Consider the following 19735-nt stretch of genomic DNA (forward strand, 5'->3'; position numbering starts at 1 on the left):
ACCCATAGAGACCATGCAAGTTGAAGTACAAGCAGAAGGTCCGTCTCGTGTTGTAAGACTACGTGGGGAAGGTGTACGACCCTCATCGGCCACACAAACCGCCTCGCGAGAAGTCACGCTACGTGCCAAGAAACCACTGGAGGAGAGACCACGCACTCTGGTGGCTCTGGCTCAGAGTCTTGATACCTATGTTCAAACCGGTTCTCCTTCTCTGGATGTTGTAGCACCGCCGAGTACCGATGAAGCCAGCAAACTAGAAGGTTATACGGTCGAAGTTGTTGTCGGCGCGCGACGTGAAGAAGAACCCACGTACCGGACATTAGCCATAGACCAAATGGAGGGAGCCGTAGTCGTGCTACCGCAAGTTGGACTTGCCAAAGTTGAAGTTGGTCAGTCACTAACTGTCGGTTCCAGCACACTAACCGTGGACCCGCCTGCATGACTTGGCCCGCTTGCCAAACTTGTATCCGTAGTTCTGAGACTCGGTCTCGGTGGTCTCACGCACCAGAGAGGAGGTCACCAAAGAACCGTGCATCGCACTGAAGAGCGCTCCGCCAAACACACCGGCTACTCCCAGCATGTGGAAGGGGTGCATCAGAATGTTGTGCTCTGCCTGGAAGACGAACATGAAGTTGAACGTACCAGAGATACCCAGTGGCATACCGTCAGAGAATGAACCTTGGCCCAAGGGATAAATCAGGAAAACTGCAGTTGCTGCAGACAGCGGAGCGCTGTAAGCAACGCAGATCCAAGGACGCATACCCAAGCGGTAGCTCAGTTCCCACTGACGTCCCATGTAGGCGAAAACGCCTGTGAGGAAGTGGAAGATAATGAACTGATAAGGGCCGCCGTTGTAGAGCCACTCATCTAGAGATGCAGCTTCCCAAATGGGGTAGAAGTGCAGACCGATGGCGTTGCTGCTAGGAACAACCGCACCGGAGATGATATTGTTGCCGTAGATTAGAGATCCGGCTACTGGCTCACGGATGCCGTCGATGTCAACCGGCGGAGCCGCGATGAAGGCGATGACGAAGCAGGTGGTGGCAGCTAGCAGTGTGGGAATCATCAGAACGCCGAACCAGCCAATGTAAAGGCGGTTGTCGGTGCTGGTGATCCACTGGCAGAACTGCTCCCATGCTCCGACGTTTTCACGTCTTTGCAGTGTAGAAGTCATAGTGATGATTGCCAATTATGGATAACAACGAAAATGTGAGTCAAGGTTAAGCTACAGTGATCTCACATGACAATAGATTAAGGATTCTCATTGAGTTTCTGACCATCTCGGCAAAGAAACTTCTTTTTTTGAAATGTTTCTCAGCATTTTTAGCCGGGGGGCCACTGTAGCGATCGCCCGCCTAAGAGATGCATATGAAGATGCGGAACTGTCTGTCCTCCATCATTTCCGGTATTGATAACAACCCGGTAGCCGCTGTCAGAAAGTCCTAGCTGGGCCGCCATTTGCTTTACAGTCAGCAACATGTGGCCGAGTAGCTCCTTATCTGCTGCCTCAGCCTGAGTTAGATCGGGAATGGGCTTTTTAGGAATTACCAAGATGTGAGTGGGGGCCTGAGGATTGATGTCGGCGAAAGCAAGGCAAAGATCGTCTTCGTGCAGAATATTGGCAGGAATCTCTTTGCGAATAATCTTGCTGAAAATAGTGTCTGCGCTCATGAGCTGGCTTTTGAGCCTCCGAGAAGAACGCCTGCTATTTTATATTCTGCCTGTAGACATAGCAGGTTTTCTCCCTTATTCGCCTATTCTTGAGGCAAGAAGAAGACTGCAAGGCTCCTTATAGTTGCGTAGTTAGCCTCTGGCAGCAGAGAACAGGCAAGTTGTGAAACTGAGCGCTGCAGATGTCGCAAAAAGCTGCCCTCTCTAGAGTGAAGCGATAGTTGGAAGAATTAGGCCCATGATGGAGAATTTATCTCCGCTATCCCCACATCAGGAGAATGCGTCTAATTTGCTGAGGCGTTACGAAAAGCTCTTAGACCTTGCTAGTGATTGCTTGTTTATCTGGAACGGCGAGGGTCAGGTTGTTTACTGGAATCGGGCGGCTGAGCGCTGTTATGGCTGGAGCAAATCAGAGATTCAGGGGCAATGCTGGCCAACTTTATTAAACTCTCAGCTACCGCAGCCCTTAGCTGAAATTCAGTCAGCTTGCTCAGAACACGATGGCTGGTCTGGGCGGCTTTTACAAACCTGCCGAGATGGTACTCAGCTTTGGGTAGAAACAACCCTGTCTCTAGAGCCATCAGCCAACAACCATTCTCCTCTCTTTTTGCAATGCGATCGCGCGATCGCTAGCCAGGATCGATCTTCTGACTGCAACCAGGTTAGCGCCGAGGCCCAGTCCCGCAACCTGGAGCTGGAAAAACTGTTTGATGTGATTCCGGTCTGCTTGGCGATCGCTCAAGATCCGCTCTGTCAGCAAATTCGGATCAATCCTGCTTTTGCTCAACTGCTGGCAGTCGATCACGCTGCCAATATTTCACTAACGCCTGCGATCGAGGCTAAACCTATCTATCAGGTTTTGCGTAACGGAGGGGTCATTCCCTTAGAGGAGTTGCCCCTGCGGCGAGCCATTGCCACAGGGACTGAAGTGCACGATGCCGAAATCGATATTCAGCGACAGGATGGCAAGATTTTTCATCTGTTTGGCTATGCTGCCCCGGTGCGAAATCAGCAAGGCAAAATTGTAGGAGCCGTCAGTGCTTTTTTAGATGTCACTTCGCTGAAGCAGGCCGAAGCTGCGCTCAGAGCCGCTCTCGCTAAAAATCAGCTCATCTTAGAGAGCATTACGGACGCTTTTGTCGCCTTAGATCCAGACTGGCGCTATACCTATGTCAATGCGGCTGCCGCCCAAAGACTACGGCGATCGCCCCAGCAGCTCATAGGACAGTCGCTCTGGCAGACTTTTCCAGGATTAGCCCATACGCCTTTGGGGCAAGCGCTGCAGCAGGCGGCTCACAATCAGAGAGCGATCGCCCTAGAAACCCCTTATCCGCCTTGGCAAAACTGGGCTGAGGTGCATATTTATCCGTCATCTGACGGCCTAGCCATCTATTTTCAAGATGTCACCGCTCGTAAACGGGTGGAGCAAACCCTGCGAGAAAGCGAGGAGCGCCTGCGTCTTGCCGTTGACCTGACAGAAATGGGGCTGTGGGACTGGAACGTTGTCACCGGCAAAATTACCTGGTCTTATCATCATGCGCGTCTATTTGGCGTCACCGCTGCCGAATTTGATGGCCGCTATGAAACCGTTTTACAGCAGATTGATGCAGCGGATCGGGTCGCTGTCGATCAGGCGGTGCAAGCAGCGCTACAGACGGGCACCTTTGACCAAGAATTTCGGGTAATTTGGCCCGATGGTAGCTGTCACTGGATGGCGAGTAAGGGGCGAGTCACCTATGACGAGTCTGGGCAGCCGCAGCGAATGCTGGGATTTGTCTGGGATATTGGCGAGCGCAAGCAGGCCGAAGCGGAACGGGAACAGCTCCTCCGGCGTGAGCAACAGGCCCGCGAACAGGCTGAGGCCGCCAACCGGATCAAAGATGAATTTTTAGCGGTGCTGTCCCATGAGCTGCGATCGCCGCTGAATCCGATTTTAGGCTGGACGAACCTATTGCTCCGGCGGCAGCTAGACCCGGCTACGACACAGCGCGCCTTGGAAACGATTGAGCGTAACGCCCAGTTACAGACGCAGCTCATTGGTGACTTGCTGGATGTCTCACGGATCTTGCGCGGCAAGCTGAGACTGGAAAACCGAGCCGTCGCTCTCAATAAGATCGTTCAGGAAGCGTTGGAAACAGTTCAGCTTTCGGCCGAAGCCAAAAACATTCAGATTGAGCTAAATCTGCCGGAAAAATCTCATCAGGTACGCGGCGATGCCAGCAGGCTACAGCAGATTGTCTGGAATTTGCTGGCCAATGCGGTCAAATTTACCCCCGCTGGCGGTCAGATTGCTGTGCGACTACGACAGCTAGGGGGGCAGGCGGAAATTGAAGTGCAGGATACGGGCCAGGGCATTGCCGCTGATTTCTTGCCCTATGTATTTGATTATTTTCGTCAAGCAGACGGGGCCACCACCCGGCAGTTTGGCGGCTTAGGGTTAGGACTGGCCATTGTGCACCACCTGACAGAGCTGCACGGGGGTTCTGTGCAGGTGGTTAGCCCTGGTATAGGCCAAGGATCGACTTTCACGGTGAGGTTACCGCTGCTGCACGGGGCCATCAAATCTTTGGATCTGGAGACTAAATCCTGGGATGCTAGCAAGATCAGGACTTATCCCCAGCTCGCAGATAAGCAGGTTTTGATTGTAGATGATGATGCCGAAGCGCTTTATCTGGTGTCCTGTGTCTTAGATGAATACGGCCTGCAGGTACTTTCAGCCGCTTCAGCTCAGGGCGCGCTGATTATTTTGGATCAAATCCTGCCTCACTGTCTCATCTGCGACATTGGCCTGCCGGAAGTAGATGGCTATGAGCTGATTCGTCAAATCCGTTTGCGATCGCCGGCTCAAGGTGGCACCTTGCCCGCCATTGCGCTGACTGCCTATGCCGCCGAGCGCGATCGCCAGCTAGCGCTGCAGGCTGGCTTTCAAGCTCATTTGCCGAAGCCGACGGATTTAGATCAGCTAATGGCAACGATTGATCGGCTGATCGAGCAGAAATAGCTCTGAATCAAGAGTTTACCTGAGCGGGTAGCTGCTGCAAAAAGGGCAGAATGCGCTCCATTGCCTGATCTAATAGATTAGGCGCACCGACATCTAGCCATTGAATCTGGGGCGATCGCCGGAACCAAGTGCGCTGCCGCTTGGCAAACTGCTGGGTGTGACAAACTGTCTGAGCGATCGCTTCTGCCAGCGACAGATCGCCGGCTAGGTATTGCTTGACCTCGTCATATCCCAGGGTTTTCAGCAGCGGTAGCTCAGTGCCATATTTAGCAACTAAGGACTTAACTTCATCGACAAGTCCGCGCTCGACCATCTGCTGAGTCCGTCTAGCAATTCGCTGCCGCAGCAGAGCGGCGTCGCCGTCTAAGCCCAAATACAGAATCGGATAGGACGGCGGATTTTCGCCCTGCTGCGCCGATAGGGCTTGGCCCGTGACGTAGAAAACTTCTAGCGCTCTTAGGGTGCGAACGGCGTCATTGACATGAACTCGCCGGGCGGCGATCGGATCAACCTGCTGCAAAAGCGCATGACAGTGGGGCTGACCTAGCTGCTGCAATTGCGATCGCAGTTCGATCTGCGGGGCAACTGCTGGAATTTTTAAGCCTTTGACCACCGCGTCAATATAGAGGCCAGTCCCCCCCACCAGCAGCGGCAGTTGAGTGCTATCGTGATGTATCTGAGCCAGCCGGGTCTGTGCTAAATCCTGATAGGCGGCGACGGTCATAGTCTCAGTGGGCGCGCAAATATCAATCAGAGCGTGGGGAATCTGCTGCCGCTCAGCCTGCGTAGGCTTAGCGGTGCCAATATCAAACTCTCGATAGACCTGCCGCGAATCAGCACTTAAAATGATGCCGTTCAACCGCGCCGCGATCGCTAGGGCTAGACTAGACTTACCAGTGGCCGTCGCCCCACCAACTACAATCAAAACTGGTACATTAGAACTAGCTAAGTGATGAGCTGAAGAACGCATTGACTGATCTAGAATGATTTGTTGATCCACCCCCTTGCAAAAATTCACCAGAAACCGCTCTAAAATCGCTTCAGACCCCTTTGTGTTAGAATTTTGGGATGTGGTCTTGTTTTACAAGCTTGAAGTGGCTACGGGCCAAATAAAGGAGTTTAATCTATGACAACCAACTACGGTGCTGAACAGATTCAGGTCTTAGAAGGGCTTGAGCCTGTCCGGAAGCGACCGGGGATGTACATTGGCAGCACAGGCCCGCGCGGTCTCCATCACCTAGTTTACGAGGTTGTTGATAACTCCGTCGATGAAGCTTTAGCCGGGTATTGCAGTCATATCCGCATCGATTTAAATGCAGACGGCTCGGTGACCGTTCAGGATGATGGTCGCGGTATTCCTACCGACATTCACCCACGCACAGGCAAGTCAGCCTTAGAAACAGTGCTGACCGTACTGCACGCTGGCGGTAAGTTTGGCGGCGGCGGCTATAAGGTTTCCGGTGGCCTGCACGGGGTTGGTATCTCTGTGGTCAATGCCCTGTCTGAGTGGGTAGAAGTCGTGGTTTGGCGCGACGGCAAAACCCATCGTCAGCGCTTCGAGCGTGGTCTTCCCATTGGTGAACTGCGGATTGAACCTAATGAAACAGGCCGACAGGGAACGTCTGTTTCCTTCAAGCCCGATCACCGCATCTTCACTACGGGCATCGAGTTTGACTACGATACGCTGGCCGGACGCCTACGAGAACTGGCCTATCTAAACGCAGGAACTGAAATCACCTTTTCAGACCATCGGCTAGAGCTAATCAAGCGAGATACCCCCCGCGTTTCCCAGTTCCACTATGCAGGGGGCATTCGGGAATACGTTCAGTATATTAATAGCGATAAGCAGCCGATTCACGACGAAATCATCTATGTTCAGTCGGAGCGGGATAACGTTCAAGTAGAGGCGGCGCTGCAGTGGTGCGTTGACGCCTTCTCAGATAATCTGCTGGGCTTTGCCAACAACATTCGCACCGTAGATGGCGGCACCCATCTGGAAGGGTTGAAAGCGGTTCTGACCCGCACCATGAATAACTTCGCCCGCAAGCGCAATAAGCGTAAGGATAACGAAGCGAATCTAGGGGGTGAGAACATTCGAGAAGGTCTGACCGCCGTGATCTCGGTCAAGGTACCCGATCCTGAGTTTGAAGGACAAACCAAGACCAAGCTGGGCAACACCGAAGTTCGCGGGATCGTAGATTCCCTGATTGGAGAATCTCTGAGCGAATATTTGGATTTTCATCCCAATGTGGCTGACTCCATTTTGGAAAAAGCGATTCAGGCGTTTAATGCGGCTGAGGCGGCGCGGCGAGCGCGGGAACTGGTCAGGCGCAAGTCGGTCTTAGAGTCATCGACTCTGCCCGGTAAGCTAGCCGACTGCAGCACCCGCGATCCGCGTGAGTCTGAAATTTTCATCGTAGAGGGAGATTCGGCGGGCGGCAGCGCCAAACAGGGACGCGATCGCCGCTTTCAGGCCATCTTGCCGCTGCGAGGTAAAATCCTCAACATTGAGAAGACAGACGACGCCAAGATTTACAAGAATACTGAAATTCAGTCTCTAATTACGGCCTTAGGACTCGGCATTAAAGGGGAAGATTTTGATGCCTCCCAGCTACGCTACCACCGCATTTGTCTGATGACTGACGCCGATGTGGACGGCGCTCACATTCGGACGCTGCTGCTGACCTTCTTCTATCGCTACCAGCGTGAGCTAGTGGATCAGGGCTATGTCTATATCGCCTGCCCGCCCCTTTACAAGGTTGAGCGGGGCCGCAATCACTGGTACTGCTACAGCGATCGCGAGCTGACCCAGCTCATTGAGCGAGAGTTTCCGGCTAACGCCAACTACAGTGTTCAGCGATTTAAGGGACTGGGTGAAATGATGCCCACTCAGCTCTGGGACACCACCATGAATCCTGAAACCCGCACGCTCAAAAAGGTGGAAATTGAAGACGCGGCTGAGGCCGACCGGATTTTCACGGTACTGATGGGCGATCGGGTCGCTCCCCGACGGGAGTTTATTGAAACCTATGGGCCTCGGCTCAATCTGACAGATTTGGATATTTAGCGGCCTTGGTTCTGGGGCAGTTACGAGTAACCCAAGTGCTATTGCTTAAGGCGGATGGCATAGAAACGTTATTCTCGTTACCATTTAGATAACTTAATGGATAGCTGAGTTGCCGCATTTAAGCCAGTCCGTTTGAGGCCAAGTAGCCTATAGAACCAGCGTTTGACCAGCGGTTACCACCTGTTTTTGTCGTCATCTTCAATTCTTTATGTCAGACTCTATACCCTCTGAAACCGAAGTGCTAGAAGCGGTGCTCAAGCCGCTGCTAGAGGACTTTGTCTACTGGTTTGAGCGATCGCTAACGCTGTTGAAAAGCGAGCGGATAGACTTTCTTACGGAAGCTGAGCAAAAAGATCTGCTAACGCGCATTTCTCAGGCTCACCAGCAGGCCAAAGCCACTCAAACGCTCTTCCAGGCAACAGATGGACAAGCGGGCGTAGATACAGCCGTGATTAAAAAGTGGCACCGGCTCGTAGCTGAGGGCTGGCAGGTTTCAATCCGTCACCGCCTAGAGCATCCTGAGGAAACCTAAAGTTTGCCGAAGGGAAGTCAATATACAATAGAAGGAAACACCTTCAGACGGACATAGGACTTACATTCGGAAGACCTAATTTTTGATAGCTAGGCTTCAGCAATCACCGTCTCTCAAGCTCCGAGGAATCTGATTATGCTGCATTTGCTCTATATTCTTGTCTTTACTGTTCTGGCAGTTTTTGCTGTCTGGAATTTGGTTCGCAATCTGATTACCCTCGGTTCTGAGTCTCGCACCCGCCCCCGCCGGGCTCAGCCTGGGAGCGGTAGCCTATCTCCGTCCCAGCCGGGAGGAGCTTCTCCCCACCCGGAACTGCTAGACATGGAAGGCAACGTTATCAGCGAGCCGCTTCTGGTCATGCGCTCTATCTCTATGCAAGATGCTAGAGAGCAGCTAGACGCACTTTACGAAGCGTCTAAGGGCGGCGATGACAGACAAGACGATTAGATGACTTTCTGATCGCCCAGCTTCTGCCCCATTTTTGTAGAGGTAAGCTGCACTACGCGGTTTACCTCTTTCGCTTTTACTCAGCGCTCACCTGACCGTTATTTTTGAAGTAGGCTTCTAAGACTTGGCGCACCATAGGAGCCGCGATCGAACCGCCACCGCCACCAGAATGTTCGCCAAAAGCGACGACTACAATTTCTGGATCATCCGTCGGTCCGTAAGCTCCAAACCAGGTATGGTTTTCATAGGGAGGCGCTTCAGCAGTACCGCTCTTGCCTGAAACCGGCGGCAAACTAGGGATATTGAGAGCCTTACCGGTGCCACCCGTGATGACCTGTCTGAGGCCCTGCTGCAGAATTTTAACCGTGCTAGGCTGCAGGCCGATGTCGTCTCGCCACTGTTTGGCATCCGCGTCGTCTTTGAGCAGGTGAGGCTTGACCCGATAGCCCCCATTGGCAGGGACGGCAAACATGACGGCCACCTGCAACGGCGAGGTCTGCATGTAGCCCTGACCGATTGACATGTTGATGGTGTCACCCAAATACCAGCCTTCGTCTAAGATCTCTTGTTTCCAAGCTTCATCCGGCACTAGGCCAGCGCTCTCTTCTGTTGCCAGCTCAATACCAGTTTTTTGACCAAAGCCATAGCGCTTACTCCACTGGATTAGCGGCTCCTCGCCCATGCCCATCGCCGTCTGATAGAAAAAAGTATCGCTACTCCAGGCCATTGCGCCTTGAAAGCCCAACGGCCCGAATCCGGCGAGGTTCCAATCCCAGAACTGGATTCCCCCCGCCGTAATATAGGGATAGGTCGCTAGCACCGTATTGGGCGAATAGCGCCCGGACTCAATGGCGGCGCTCGTAGTGACGATCTTGTAGGTACTGGCTGGCGGATAGGTGCGTAAGGAACGGTTGAGGAAGGGGTAGTTTCTGCCCTGGAGTAAATTCCACTGCTCGTCACTGATTTGGGTCGAAAAAATATTGGGATCAAAGGTGGGGCGACTGACCATTGCCAGCACCTCACCGTTACGCGGATCTAGAGCCACGATCGCGCCGATACGATTGCCCAATGCGGCCTCGGCTGCTCGCTGCAGGTCTAAATTGATCGTCAGACTAATATCATTGCCGGAGGTGGCGGGCTTTTCGCCTAAAACCTTGATAATGCGACCGCTACTGTCTACTTCTACCTGCTGACCGCCCCAGACGCCTCGGAGCTGTGGCTCAAAGGCAGCTTCTGCTCCCATTTGCCCCACGACATCTCCCAGTCGGTAGCCCTCTTCTTCCCGTTCTAGCAGCTCCTCATCGGTCATTTCGCCGGTATAGCCCAACACGTGGGCGGCCAGATCCCCGTGGGGATAGTTACGTACAGCTTCTGCTTCCACCCGCACACCGGGCAGCTCAGCGCTGTACTCTGTCAGGGCGATCGCCTGGGCTGGGCTTAAACCACGGGCAATGGGCACTGACTGAGTTGACTCATGGCCTGCCTGCTCTAGGCGGGATTGAATGGCCTCGGCAGAGATATCCAGTAGCCGGGCTAGACGCTCGACGACGCGATCGCGCTCTGTTTCCGGTAGCGCAATCGGCCAGATGGAGACTGAATGTGAAAGGCGACTGCCAGCTAAGATCTTGCCATTGCGATCGAGAATTGTGCCCCGTGCGGGTCGCTTGGGCAGCAGTAAAATACGATTGTTTTCAGCCAGTTGACGATTGCGATTGCCTTCAATCAGCTGCAGGTAGAATAGACGGCTACCAATGCCGCCCAAAAGGCCTAAACTCACCAGCAGCATAATGACCAGAGACTGATACTGGCGACCGACTGTCCGGGTAGTCTTGTCAGCGAGGGTCGGAGAAAAGCGAGTGAAGGCCATAGTTAAACGTTGACTTAGCTGAGTTGGCTAGGCATAGATGGCTCAGCTACTTAGTTTAGCGTTTAGCCGCAGGGCTTGGGAGCGATCGCTGGCAAATGCGCTCTGTCTCAATATTGGCCGCTGTTCCTAACTGGCGGCAACAGCAGTATTAGCCTCAAATTCAGCGCCGTAGCCCCCACCTGTTACAGTTGATACACTTCACCAAGCAATCACGGCTTAAAAAAAATAAGGTTTGCCTGACATCGGCTTAAACCGAATTTTTAATTCCCCGCGATCGCGCTTGGCAATTAATTCGACAGGGCCGTTAGCGATCGCAGTTTTTACGGCAGACTTTAACCAAGTTCTTATTTCCTCAATCGAACTGAGGCCGATAAAATAGTGCAAAGTCTTTTGTTTTTAATCATGAATAGACTGCCTAGCCTGACAGTGTTGCTGGTTAGACTCTGGAGTGGAGACTAAAGAATGGCCCAAACTGTATCATCGGCTCAGAAATCTGTCTCCGAAGCAGCTGCCTTAGATGTCGAACTGCAGCAGGTCTTTAAAGTCTTTGAGGGCGACACCGCCGTTCAAGGCGTTGATCTTTCTATTCGTCAAGGCGAATTTTTTAGTATTTTAGGGCCTTCTGGCTGTGGCAAAACCACGACCCTACGCCTCATTTCCGGGTTTGAAACGCCTTCGGCAGGTGACATCTTAATCCAGGGTCAGAATGTCAAACGCATCCCTGCCTATCGACGGCCTGTCAACACGGTTTTTCAAAGCTATGCCCTGTTCAACCACATGACCGTTTGGGACAACGTCGCTTTTGGCCTCAAAATTAAGGGCTGCAGTCGCCAGCATCTCAAAAAGCGAGTCGCGGAATCTCTGCAGCGAGTCAAAATGGAGACATTCGCCCAACGCTATCCCCGCCAACTCTCCGGCGGACAGCAGCAGCGAGTCGCTTTAGCGAGAGCATTGGTCAACCATCCCGCCGTAATGCTGTTAGACGAACCGCTAGGGGCCTTAGATTTGAAGCTGCGCAAACAGATGCAGGTAGAGCTTTCAGCGCTGCACCGCGATCTCGGCATCACCTTTGTAATGGTGACCCACGATCAGGAAGAGGCCCTATCGCTCTCTGATCGAATTGCTGTGATGCGAGACGGGCGGATTGAGCAAATTGGCTCTCCCAGTGAGATTTATGAGCGACCGAATACCGCTTTTGTCGCAGACTTTATTGGCGATACGAATCTACTTGCCGGTCAGGTAGAAATCCGCGACCCGTGGCTTAAAGTGGTTACCCAAAGCGGCCTGCCTATCTTGGTGAGTTCCCCTCAGGCTCAGCGCCCTAGTTTGCATCAGGTCATTGACGTCAGTATCCGCCCAGAAAAAATCCGACTAAGTTCTCAAGGCGTATCCGATCTTGATAATTGCTTTGAAGGCCGAGTAAAACACATGATGTATTTAGGAACTCACATTCACTGCGTGGTGGAACTCATTACAGGAGACTGCCTAACTGTGCTTCAATCTAATCAAACCCAGTATCGACCCGATTTGCAAACGCCGGTCTATGCCTCCTGGTCTGCTAAAGACTGCCGTGCCTTAGTTGCCTGAACATTGTCGGAATGGCTCTAGTCATTGTTTAGCTGCAATGACCTGAGTTTGTGGTTTGAGTTGACATTCAGTGAAGACTATCTGGAATAACTGAGGAGAACATCGTGCCCCGTAGATTTTCGTTTCGCTCTTATCCGTCTCGCCGTCGGTTCCTGCAGGGATCTGCAGCGGCGATCGCTGGGGCAGCCCTATCCAACTGCCGTCGCGGCGTTAGCGATGTGCAGTCTGACCCCCAGGCTGCTGACAGTTCGGGTTCAACTTCTAGCGGTTCTGGCACACTCAATATTTATACCTGGGCTGACTACACTGATGACGAACTGGTGCAGCAGTTTACAGAAGCCACAGGGATTGATGTTTCAGTCGATATCTACGACTCCAACGAAACCATGCTAGCCAAGCTGCAGGCAGGGGGGGGAGATGCTTACAGCATTATTTATCCCTCTGACTACATGGTGACTCAAATGATTGAGCTGGGGCTGCTCTCGCCGCTAGACAAGTCGCGGCTGAGCGGTCTCGAAACCATGCAGGAAAAATGGCAAAATCCTGTTTACGACGAGGAAAATACCCACAGCGTCCCGTTTGTCTGGGGCACCACCGGGCTTATTTACAACAGCGAAGTTCTGTCAGAAGCCCCTGAAGACTGGGATTACCTTTGGAATAACAAAGACCAGCTATCTCGCCGCATTACCCTTCTGGAGGACGTGCGAGAAACACTGGGCGCTGTGCTCAAGTCTCTTGGCTATTCCTACAACTCAACCGATCCAGAGAAGCTAGAAGAAGCCTACCAAAAACTCTTGGAAATCAAGCCTGCTTTAGCCTCATTCAAATCCTTTGGCTGGCAGGATGAGCTGCTCGGCGGAGACGTGCTGATTTCGATGGTGTATTCGGTAGAAGGGGTACCTGTCAGCCAGGAAGATACAGCCTTCAAGTACGTCATTCCGGTCAGCGGCTCCTCAGTGTGGACAGACACGATGGTGATTCCGGCTGCTGCCCCTAATGTCGAGGCAGCCTATGAGTGGATTAACTTTAACCTGCGCCCGGAAGTGGCGGCCTCTATGGCAGAGCGCCTTTATTTAGCATCGCCCAATTCGGCGGTGCTAGAGCTACTGCCCGCAGAATTGCTCAGCGACGAAAGCCTATTTCCCCCTGAAGAACTGCTGGATCGCTGTGAAGGAATTGCTCCTTTGGGCGACGTGAGCCGGCTTTATGATGAGTACTGGACGAAAGTAACCAGCGCTTAAAAACTGCTGTGAGCTATTTGCATGAGCCGCTCTGCTGCTACCGATTCGATTACTAAGTCTCGTGGCAATCGTCAAAGTCCTATGGGCTGGCTGCGATCGCAGTTCTCTCGTCTGACTGGCCCGGCAGTGCTGCTAGGGCCAGGCGGCATTTGGCTGCTGTTGATGATGGTGCTGCCTGTTCTGCTGATTTTGGACATTAGCCTAGTGCCGGGGCTGAGGCCAGGGCAGGAGGCAACAGGCTACGGGCTAGGCAACTACCTGCGAATTTTGCAGCCCACCTATCTGCAGGTACTCTGGCGTTCAATCACGTTTGCCACAGGCACGACCCTCATCTGCCTGCTCTTTGGGTTTCCGGTCGCCTATTGGCTGGCGCTGATGGCCCCAAAGCGGTGGCGCAACTTGCTGGTGGTCTTGTTCATTTTGCCGCTGTGGACCTCTTCACTCCTGCGCACCTATGCCTGGATCACCCTGCTGCGGCGATCGGGGGTGATCAATTTAGTGCTGTCCACCTTTGGCATCCCTGCCCAAAACCTGATGAATACGACCGGTGCCGTGTTCATCGGCATGGCCTACAGCTTTTTGCCCTACATGGTGCTAATTTTGTATGCCTCGCTGGAGAAGCTAGACTTGAGGCTGTTGGAAGCGGCAGCCGACTTGGGCGCAAATCCCAGAACTGCTTTCTGGAAGGTTACTGTCCCACAGACGCTACCGGGGATTGCGGCGGGGGGACTGCTGGTGTTTGTCACCAGTTTGGGGGATTTCGTGGTGCCGACCTTACTCGGCGGCCCCAGCAGCATGACAATTTCACGCCTGATCTACAACCAGTTTTTGGGCGTTTCGCGTAACTGGGGTTTTGGCTCCTCCCTCAGCATAGTCCTGATTACGGCTGTCAGCCTAGCGATCGCGCTGCTGCTGAAATACGGCGATCGCAATCCCGAAGGATTTTCTTAAAACCATGAGCCTTAAATCTCATTCCCGGCGCATTTCCTGGCAGGGGCTGTTTGCTCTACTGATGTACGGATTTATGTACATGCCCATTGTGGTGCTGGGCGTCTACAGCTTCAATGAGTCTCGCTATGGCGCTTTGTGGCAAGGTTTTAGTCTGAAGTGGTATCGACGGCTGTTTCAAGATGAACGAATTTTTGCCGCCCTGAGCGACAGTCTCAAAATTGCTTTTGTGGCCGTGGGGGTTTCAGCGGTACTCGGCACTTTGATGGCAGTTGGCTTAGCTAAGTATCGCTTTCGGGGGCGATCGCTCTATTTGGGCGTCTCTTATCTGCCGCTGATTGTGCCAGATATTGCCATCGCGGTGGCTACCCTGGTGTTTTTGGCCTCAATGGCAATTCCCCTAAGTATCTGGACGGCGATCGCCGCCCACATGGTTTTCTGCCTGGCCTATATTGCCGTCGTGGTGTCTAGCCGTCTCAGCGGCCTCGATCCCAACCTGGAGGAAGCGGCCCTCGACTTGGGAGCGACCCCAGCACAGGCATTAGTGAAAATTTTGCTACCAGAGCTAGCTCCGGCAATTGTCTCTGGCTGCCTGCTGGCTTTTGTACTGAGTATTGACGATTTGCTGATTTCTAGCTTTACCACCGGAGGCGGGGCCAATCCGCTGCCCATCGAAATTTTTAGCCGTATTCGCACCGGGGTCAAACCTGATATGAATGCTCTCAGCGTCCTGTTAATTCTTAGCTCTGGTATGCTGGCAGCCGTAGCCGAGTATTTGCGCCACAAGGGCAGTCCTCAGGCCCGTTAAAGTTTAAATAATTGAGGCCATCCGTTTAGGCGATAGGTGAGATAGGCTAAGCTGCAGTCAAAAAGAGCTTTAAAGCCAATGGTCACTGAAACAAACGCTAAAACGCTGCTGCGCATTTTAATTGGGACTGCCTGGATTGACGGTCAGGTGCAGCCAGAGGAGCGCCATCACCTCAACCGCATTGCGGCTGAGCAAGGGCTAGCAGAAGATTCTGAAATCAAGCCTTTACTCAACGGCATCGTCAGCGTCACGCCAGAACAGTGCGATCGCTGGGTGCAGCAGTATCTAGGCGATCGCCCAACGGTGGAAGACTGCCAAAAACTAATAGAGGCCATCAGCGGCCTGATCTATAGCGACGGGGAAGTTGCGATCGAAGAGGCTAAGCTCCTCAATCGCGTGCAGCAGCTAGCGGCACAACACCCCCACCCAAAACCCCTTTCAAAGGCTATTCGGGGCATGATTCGCCAGCTCTACCAGGACTTAGTGGGGCAGTCCCGCTAGCTAGAGCTTTCTTCGCCGTCGGCCTCTTCTTTGACCTCAGGGATAAAGTCAGGCCGCTCTTTGCCTTCCCAGCCAGCAGGCCGTTTGGAGTTATACCAGGCAATTGAGCCAATAGAAACAGCGGCGATAAACCCGACGACGTAGACCAGCGTGAATGATAGAGGCAATCCCCCTGCTGCTTCAGCCGCTGCTAAAACAAATAGATCCATCTTGCTTCCTCAAATTGTCAACTTTGTCCCGGCTGGGCAATTGTAGGGTTGCACAGTCAGGACAATTACCAATCTACTCTGTCGTGGTATCGGCTGGGGCAGGACTGCTGCTAGCCGGGGTTGGTGCGGGTGGTGGTGGGGCCGGCGCGGGTGGCGGTGGGGCTGGGGCAGGTGGCGGCGCAGAAACAGGTGCTGGCTCAGGGACAACCGGAGACTCAGTCGGCGGCGGACTGTCTGCTGCCGGGGCCGGGGCGGGTTCCGCGGCAGGCGGATTAGAACGCTCTGGTTCCGCCGGGGCCGAGTTGGCAGGCGGTGGATTTTCCCGCGATTCAGACTGGCGGGCCGGACGCGGTGAACTGGTTTCCTCACCAGAGCTGCCAGAACTTTCCTCCGAGCGATCGCGAACGGGTGTTCTCGGCTCAGGCTCAGGCTCATAGGAGCGCGATCGCGATCGCCGTCTTTCAGGCTCTGCCTCACGCCGTTCTCGCGCGGGCGCTTTCGCACTGGTGACTTTGCCGGGCTTAACGGGTTCTGCCTTGATACTGCCCTTGCGCCCTGAAAGTCGCGGCAAATCCGGGAATTCTTCAACCGGAATATCATCGGCAAACTGCTTAACGAACTGCCGCCAGGCATAGGCGGCTGTGCTGCTGGCTCCCCACGTCGGCGAGCTATCGTCATTGCCCAACCAGACTCCCACAACGAGCTGAGGCATGTAGCCAACAAACCAAAGATCGCGGTTGCGCTCAGAAGTTCCGGTTTTTCCCGCCACGGGTCGGCCAATGTTTGCGTTACGCCCGGTACCGCTCTGGACCACGCCCCGCAGCATCCAGGTCACAATCGCAGCGGTGTCGGGGTCAACGGCCTGCTCTGGCTCCACCTTGACCTCATAGAGAATTTCACCCTGACGGTTTAAGACCCGGCGAATACCGTGGGCTGTCGCGTGTTTGCCGTCCGCCGCTAGGGTGCCGTAGGCATCGGTCAGCTCCAACAGATTGACTTCAGAAGCCCCTAGCGCCAGCGAATAGGTCGGCTGCAGCTCGGACTGAATGCCCATGCGCTGGGCCATCTTAATCACCGGGTCGAAGCCGACGTCAACTAGGGCTTTGACGGCCACGATATTGATTGAGGACATGAGGGCCTCACGCAGGCTGACAGAACCGCTATATTTATCGCCGTAGTTTTTAGGCTCATAGCCGTCTACGACGTACTTAGCGTCTACATAGGGCTTATATGGCGAAAATCCAGCCGCGATCGCCGTGGTGTAAACAAATGCCTTAAAGGTTGAACCGGGCTGTCGCTGGGCCTGAGTGACCCGGTTAAATTGGCTTTCGTTGAAGTCGTTGCCGCCCACCATTGCCTGAATTTCGCCATTGCGGGGGTCAATGGCAACAATGGCGGCTTGCTCAAATCTTTGCCGGGGGCCAATCTCTTCAATCGTATTGCGAACCGTTTCCTCTGCTGCTTTCTGCCGCACGACGTTCAGCGTTGTTTCAACCGTCAGCCCGCCAGCTTCTAACACTTCAGGCGGCAGCAGTTCCTGCAGCTGCTTCTGAACGTAGATAGTGAAATAGGGAAATTCGCTGTAGAGATACTTTGGCTCTTTGGGCGTTGTGGCAATCTCTTGGGTTCGCGCTGCCTGAGCTTCACTGGCAGTAATGATCCCGTTTTCCAACATGCGGCTGATCACCAAATTGCGCTGCTGCCTCGCGGCCTCTAGGTTGTTGAGGGGCGAGTAAACGCTGGGCGCAGGGGCCATGCCCGCGATTAGGGCTGATTCTGCCAGGGTGAGTTGATCCACCGATTTACCAAAATAGATCCAGGCCGCATCGGCGACGCCGTAGGCCCCTGCCCCTAGATACACCAAATTGAGATAGCGCTCTAAAACCTGGTCTTTAGACAGCTCTTGGTTAATTCTGCGGGCCAGCAAAATTTCCTTCAGCTTGCGCTGAAAGCTGCGCTCCTGAGAGAGAAAAACAATGCGGGCTAGCTGCTGGGTAATGGTGCTGGCCCCTTCTACTACCTGACGCTGACGAAAATTGGCCAGCGCCGCGCGGACGATTGCCTGGTAATCAACGCCCTTGTGCTCATAAAAGCGTCGATCTTCAGCCGCGATAAACGCCTGCACCAGATCGTCAGGAATATCCTCATAGCTCAAGCCTTCTCGGGTGGCGGGTCCCAGCTTTTGCAGGATTGTGCCATCTGAGGCAATGAGGGTTACGGTGCCCGTCCGCTCATAGGTTAAAACCTCTGAGACAATGGGCAGAGAGGCCTCAGTCGTCTGCCAAATTCGGTAGGCGCGCGTAGCGCCCCCGGCCAAGGCGGTGCCGCCCAGCAACACCAGCCAAAACAGCGGCCGGAAATACAGCGGGCGGCGATAGGAATGATGGGGTGGTTTGGAAGGGTGCGATCGCCCGTTTTTAGCCGGAGATACTTCTTCTGACGGAGCTGTCTGAGGTTGCTGCCTCCGAGGAGACCTGAGCGAAGCTTCTGGCGCGGAACTGTCTATCCGAGACAAAGCTCTCAGCCTAGTGATAAAATCTGTCACTTTTTTCCCTCGTTCACCACGAAAGCTAGATTTTGCTTAAAGCGTTGATCAGCCAACGATATTAACTCGTCATCAGACAGGGGGGGCAGACAATTCTGATTGAGCGCTACAGAAACAGTTCTTCGTAATTTATCAAGAATCTAGGTTTTTTCCAATATTTTTGTAATGATTGCGGCTGCAGCCGCTAGATCACTCCGGTCAATAGCGCCGCTGAGTTTGAGGTAGAAGCCCTAACCTGAGAAGGCTTAAACTCCGGCATGGCCTAGGGCTAGAGCCGTTACTAACATGCCTAGAACAAGAAAAGGCTGGGCGCTGGCCTGATACTTCACATCGTTTTCCAGCGGATCCCGCAAAAAGTACATGTCCTGAAAGGTAATTTGCGGCACAATCAGCAAAATTAGCAGCACGGCATAGAGATTTTGGTGAATTCCCATCAGGTAGGCAGCGATGCCCCCCTGAAACAGGTCGATCATCAAAACGCAAATCCAGGCCGCCGTGGTGATGCCAAACATCACCGGCAGGGAGTTAAGTCCTAACTGGCGATCGCCTTCAACGCTCTTAAAGTCATTCACCACCGCAATGCCTAAGCCCGCCATGCTGTAAATCAGGGTCAGCACCATAATAGTTGGGTTCAAATCACCAAACAGGGCATGTCCAGCCCACCAGGGCAGAGCAATATAGCTAGCCCCCAGGGCATAGTTGCCTAGCCAGCCATTCTGCTTCAGCTTCAGCGGCGGCGCGGAGTAGATATAGGACAGGAATGAGCCGCCTAGGGCCAGCACGGTGATCGTGGGAAACGAGTGCCCGGCCCAACGATCTAAGCCGTAGGCGACTGCCAAACCCGCAATCAGCAACCCTAAAATCTGCGTCACGACTTGGGGAATCGAAATCGCGCCGGATGGAATCGGGCGATAGGGTTCGTTAATAGCATCAATCTCGCGATCGTAGAAGTCATTGAGCGTCTGCGTATAGCCCGTCAGCAACGGGCCAGAGAGCAGCATACAGGCTGCTGCAATCAGTACGTACTCAAAGCTCCAGCGATAGTTTCCCGAAGAAGCCGCGCCGCAAACCACGCCCCAGATCAGCGGAATCCAGGTAATTGGCTTCATCAACTGCAGACGGATTTTCCAGATGGAGGTTTCTCCGGCTTCGGCCCCCTTCATGCCGAGAAGCTGACGGGTTTTGCTGCCCTTAGCGGCTGCGGTAGCCCCGGCCCCCGCTACCGGCTCGGCCGATAGGGTTTCGGCTGACAGTTCAGATCCCTTCTCAGACATAGTGCTGTCTCAAAAAATCGGCAAATAATCTCAGCAA

General features: G+C 53.7%; 16 protein-coding genes and 1 pseudogene. 10 read left to right on the forward strand and 7 right to left on the reverse strand.

The features are described from left to right. Positions 1–442 (forward strand): hypothetical protein (locus QJQ48_RS08050; RefSeq protein ID WP_346290706.1); only part of this gene is annotated, 442 nt, incomplete at its 5' end. Here QJQ48_RS08050 and QJQ48_RS08055 read toward each other — a convergent pair. Both QJQ48_RS08055 and QJQ48_RS08060 read right to left on the reverse strand, forming a co-directional pair. Then, positions 440–1174, reverse strand: a pseudogene (locus QJQ48_RS08055) (photosynthetic reaction center family protein); the annotation flags it as partial. The gene QJQ48_RS08050 and the pseudogene QJQ48_RS08055 overlap by 3 nt on opposite strands. 149 nt (positions 1175–1323) lie before the next feature. Next, a complete protein-coding gene (locus QJQ48_RS08060; protein ID WP_346290707.1) occupies positions 1324–1671 on the reverse strand; it encodes a histidine triad nucleotide-binding protein in 348 nt (115 codons plus the stop codon). 241 nt (positions 1672–1912) lie between these two features. Here QJQ48_RS08060 and QJQ48_RS08065 point away from each other — a divergent pair, with 241 nt between their 5' ends. Next, a complete protein-coding gene (locus tag QJQ48_RS08065) occupies positions 1913–4672 on the forward strand; it encodes a hybrid sensor histidine kinase/response regulator (protein ID WP_346290708.1) in 2760 nt (919 codons plus the stop codon). A 7-nt stretch (positions 4673–4679) separates the two neighbouring features. Here the strand turns inward: QJQ48_RS08065 and miaA are convergent, their stop codons facing one another. Next, positions 4680–5642: a tRNA (adenosine(37)-N6)-dimethylallyltransferase MiaA gene (gene miaA, locus QJQ48_RS08070; protein WP_346290709.1), complete on the reverse strand. Its 963-nt coding sequence runs from the start codon at positions 5640–5642 to the stop codon at positions 4680–4682. Between the two features lie 156 nt (positions 5643–5798). Here miaA and gyrB point away from each other — a divergent pair, with 156 nt between their 5' ends. From gyrB to QJQ48_RS08085, 3 genes are all read left to right on the forward strand, one after another. Then, complete coding sequence (gyrB, locus tag QJQ48_RS08075; protein ID WP_346290710.1) at positions 5799–7739, forward strand: DNA topoisomerase (ATP-hydrolyzing) subunit B; 1941 nt, start codon at positions 5799–5801, stop codon at positions 7737–7739. Positions 7740–7947: 208 nt separating this feature from the next. After that, on the forward strand, positions 7948–8271 hold the full coding sequence (locus tag QJQ48_RS08080) for a DUF2605 domain-containing protein (RefSeq protein WP_346290711.1): 324 nt from the start codon (positions 7948–7950) through the stop codon (positions 8269–8271). Between the two features lie 135 nt (positions 8272–8406). Further along, positions 8407–8718 carry a DUF2973 domain-containing protein gene (locus QJQ48_RS08085; RefSeq protein ID WP_346290712.1) on the forward strand — a complete coding sequence of 104 codons (312 nt, stop codon included), beginning with the start codon at positions 8407–8409 and terminating at the stop codon, positions 8716–8718. Between the two features lie 76 nt (positions 8719–8794). On the opposite strand, the gene mrdA is transcribed toward QJQ48_RS08085, so the two are convergent. After that, complete coding sequence (gene mrdA, locus QJQ48_RS08090; protein ID WP_346290713.1) at positions 8795–10585, reverse strand: penicillin-binding protein 2; 1791 nt, start codon at positions 10583–10585, stop codon at positions 8795–8797. 462 nt (positions 10586–11047) lie between these two features. Here mrdA and QJQ48_RS08095 point away from each other — a divergent pair, with 462 nt between their 5' ends. From QJQ48_RS08095 to QJQ48_RS08115, 5 genes are all read left to right on the forward strand, one after another. Next, a complete protein-coding gene (locus QJQ48_RS08095; RefSeq protein WP_346290714.1) occupies positions 11048–12172 on the forward strand; it encodes an ABC transporter ATP-binding protein in 1125 nt (374 codons plus the stop codon). Positions 12173–12276: 104 nt separating this feature from the next. After that, on the forward strand, positions 12277–13413 hold the full coding sequence (locus QJQ48_RS08100) for an ABC transporter substrate-binding protein (protein WP_346290715.1): 1137 nt from the start codon (positions 12277–12279) through the stop codon (positions 13411–13413). 81 nt (positions 13414–13494) lie between these two features. Beyond that, positions 13495–14364: an ABC transporter permease gene (locus QJQ48_RS08105; RefSeq protein WP_346290904.1), complete on the forward strand. Its 870-nt coding sequence runs from the start codon at positions 13495–13497 to the stop codon at positions 14362–14364. Between the two features lie 4 nt (positions 14365–14368). Next, the gene (locus QJQ48_RS08110; protein WP_346290716.1) at positions 14369–15169 is read left to right on the forward strand and encodes an ABC transporter permease; all 801 of its coding nucleotides are present in this window, start codon (positions 14369–14371) and stop codon (positions 15167–15169) included. Positions 15170–15247: 78 nt separating this feature from the next. Then, positions 15248–15670 carry a tellurite resistance TerB family protein gene (locus tag QJQ48_RS08115; RefSeq protein ID WP_346290717.1) on the forward strand — a complete coding sequence of 141 codons (423 nt, stop codon included), beginning with the start codon at positions 15248–15250 and terminating at the stop codon, positions 15668–15670. On the opposite strand, the gene psb35 is transcribed toward QJQ48_RS08115, so the two are convergent. From psb35 to chlG, 3 genes are all read right to left on the reverse strand, one after another. Continuing rightward, positions 15667–15879: a photosystem II assembly protein Psb35 gene (psb35, locus tag QJQ48_RS08120; protein WP_346290718.1), complete on the reverse strand. Its 213-nt coding sequence runs from the start codon at positions 15877–15879 to the stop codon at positions 15667–15669. The two genes, QJQ48_RS08115 and psb35, sit on opposite strands and share 4 nt — an antisense overlap. 73 nt (positions 15880–15952) lie before the next feature. Further along, positions 15953–18424, reverse strand: coding sequence for a transglycosylase domain-containing protein (locus QJQ48_RS08125; RefSeq protein WP_346290719.1), 2472 nt, complete (start codon positions 18422–18424; stop codon positions 15953–15955). Positions 18425–18669: 245 nt separating this feature from the next. Next, on the reverse strand, positions 18670–19698 hold the full coding sequence (gene chlG / locus QJQ48_RS08130) for a chlorophyll synthase ChlG (protein ID WP_346290720.1): 1029 nt from the start codon (positions 19696–19698) through the stop codon (positions 18670–18672). Positions 19699–19735 lie beyond the last annotated feature (37 nt).

The sequence above is a fragment of the Sphaerothrix gracilis Ecp01 genome (assembly GCF_030405905.1).
Taxonomy (GTDB): domain Bacteria; phylum Cyanobacteriota; class Cyanobacteriia; order Phormidesmidales; family Phormidesmidaceae; genus Sphaerothrix; species Sphaerothrix gracilis.

What these genes read in the sequence shown, in the direction of transcription:
- psb35 (WP_346290718.1), bottom strand. Translation starts at nt 15,879, where the DNA reads ATGGATCTATTTGTTTTAGCAGCGGCTGAAGCAGCAGGGGGATTGCCT.
- QJQ48_RS08060 (WP_346290707.1), bottom strand. Translation starts at nt 1,671, where the DNA reads ATGAGCGCAGACACTATTTTCAGCAAGATTATTCGCAAAGAGATTCCT.
- QJQ48_RS08110 (WP_346290716.1), top strand. Translation starts at nt 14,369, where the DNA reads ATGAGCCTTAAATCTCATTCCCGGCGCATTTCCTGGCAGGGGCTGTTT.
- miaA (WP_346290709.1), bottom strand. Translation starts at nt 5,642, where the DNA reads ATGCGTTCTTCAGCTCATCACTTAGCTAGTTCTAATGTACCAGTTTTG.
- QJQ48_RS08105 (WP_346290904.1), top strand. Translation starts at nt 13,495, where the DNA reads ATGGGCTGGCTGCGATCGCAGTTCTCTCGTCTGACTGGCCCGGCAGTG.
- QJQ48_RS08095 (WP_346290714.1), top strand. Translation starts at nt 11,048, where the DNA reads ATGGCCCAAACTGTATCATCGGCTCAGAAATCTGTCTCCGAAGCAGCT.
- mrdA (WP_346290713.1), bottom strand. Translation starts at nt 10,585, where the DNA reads ATGGCCTTCACTCGCTTTTCTCCGACCCTCGCTGACAAGACTACCCGG.
- QJQ48_RS08065 (WP_346290708.1), top strand. Translation starts at nt 1,913, where the DNA reads ATGGAGAATTTATCTCCGCTATCCCCACATCAGGAGAATGCGTCTAAT.
- gyrB (WP_346290710.1), top strand. Translation starts at nt 5,799, where the DNA reads ATGACAACCAACTACGGTGCTGAACAGATTCAGGTCTTAGAAGGGCTT.
- QJQ48_RS08115 (WP_346290717.1), top strand. Translation starts at nt 15,248, where the DNA reads ATGGTCACTGAAACAAACGCTAAAACGCTGCTGCGCATTTTAATTGGG.
- chlG (WP_346290720.1), bottom strand. Translation starts at nt 19,698, where the DNA reads ATGTCTGAGAAGGGATCTGAACTGTCAGCCGAAACCCTATCGGCCGAG.
- QJQ48_RS08080 (WP_346290711.1), top strand. Translation starts at nt 7,948, where the DNA reads ATGTCAGACTCTATACCCTCTGAAACCGAAGTGCTAGAAGCGGTGCTC.
- QJQ48_RS08085 (WP_346290712.1), top strand. Translation starts at nt 8,407, where the DNA reads ATGCTGCATTTGCTCTATATTCTTGTCTTTACTGTTCTGGCAGTTTTT.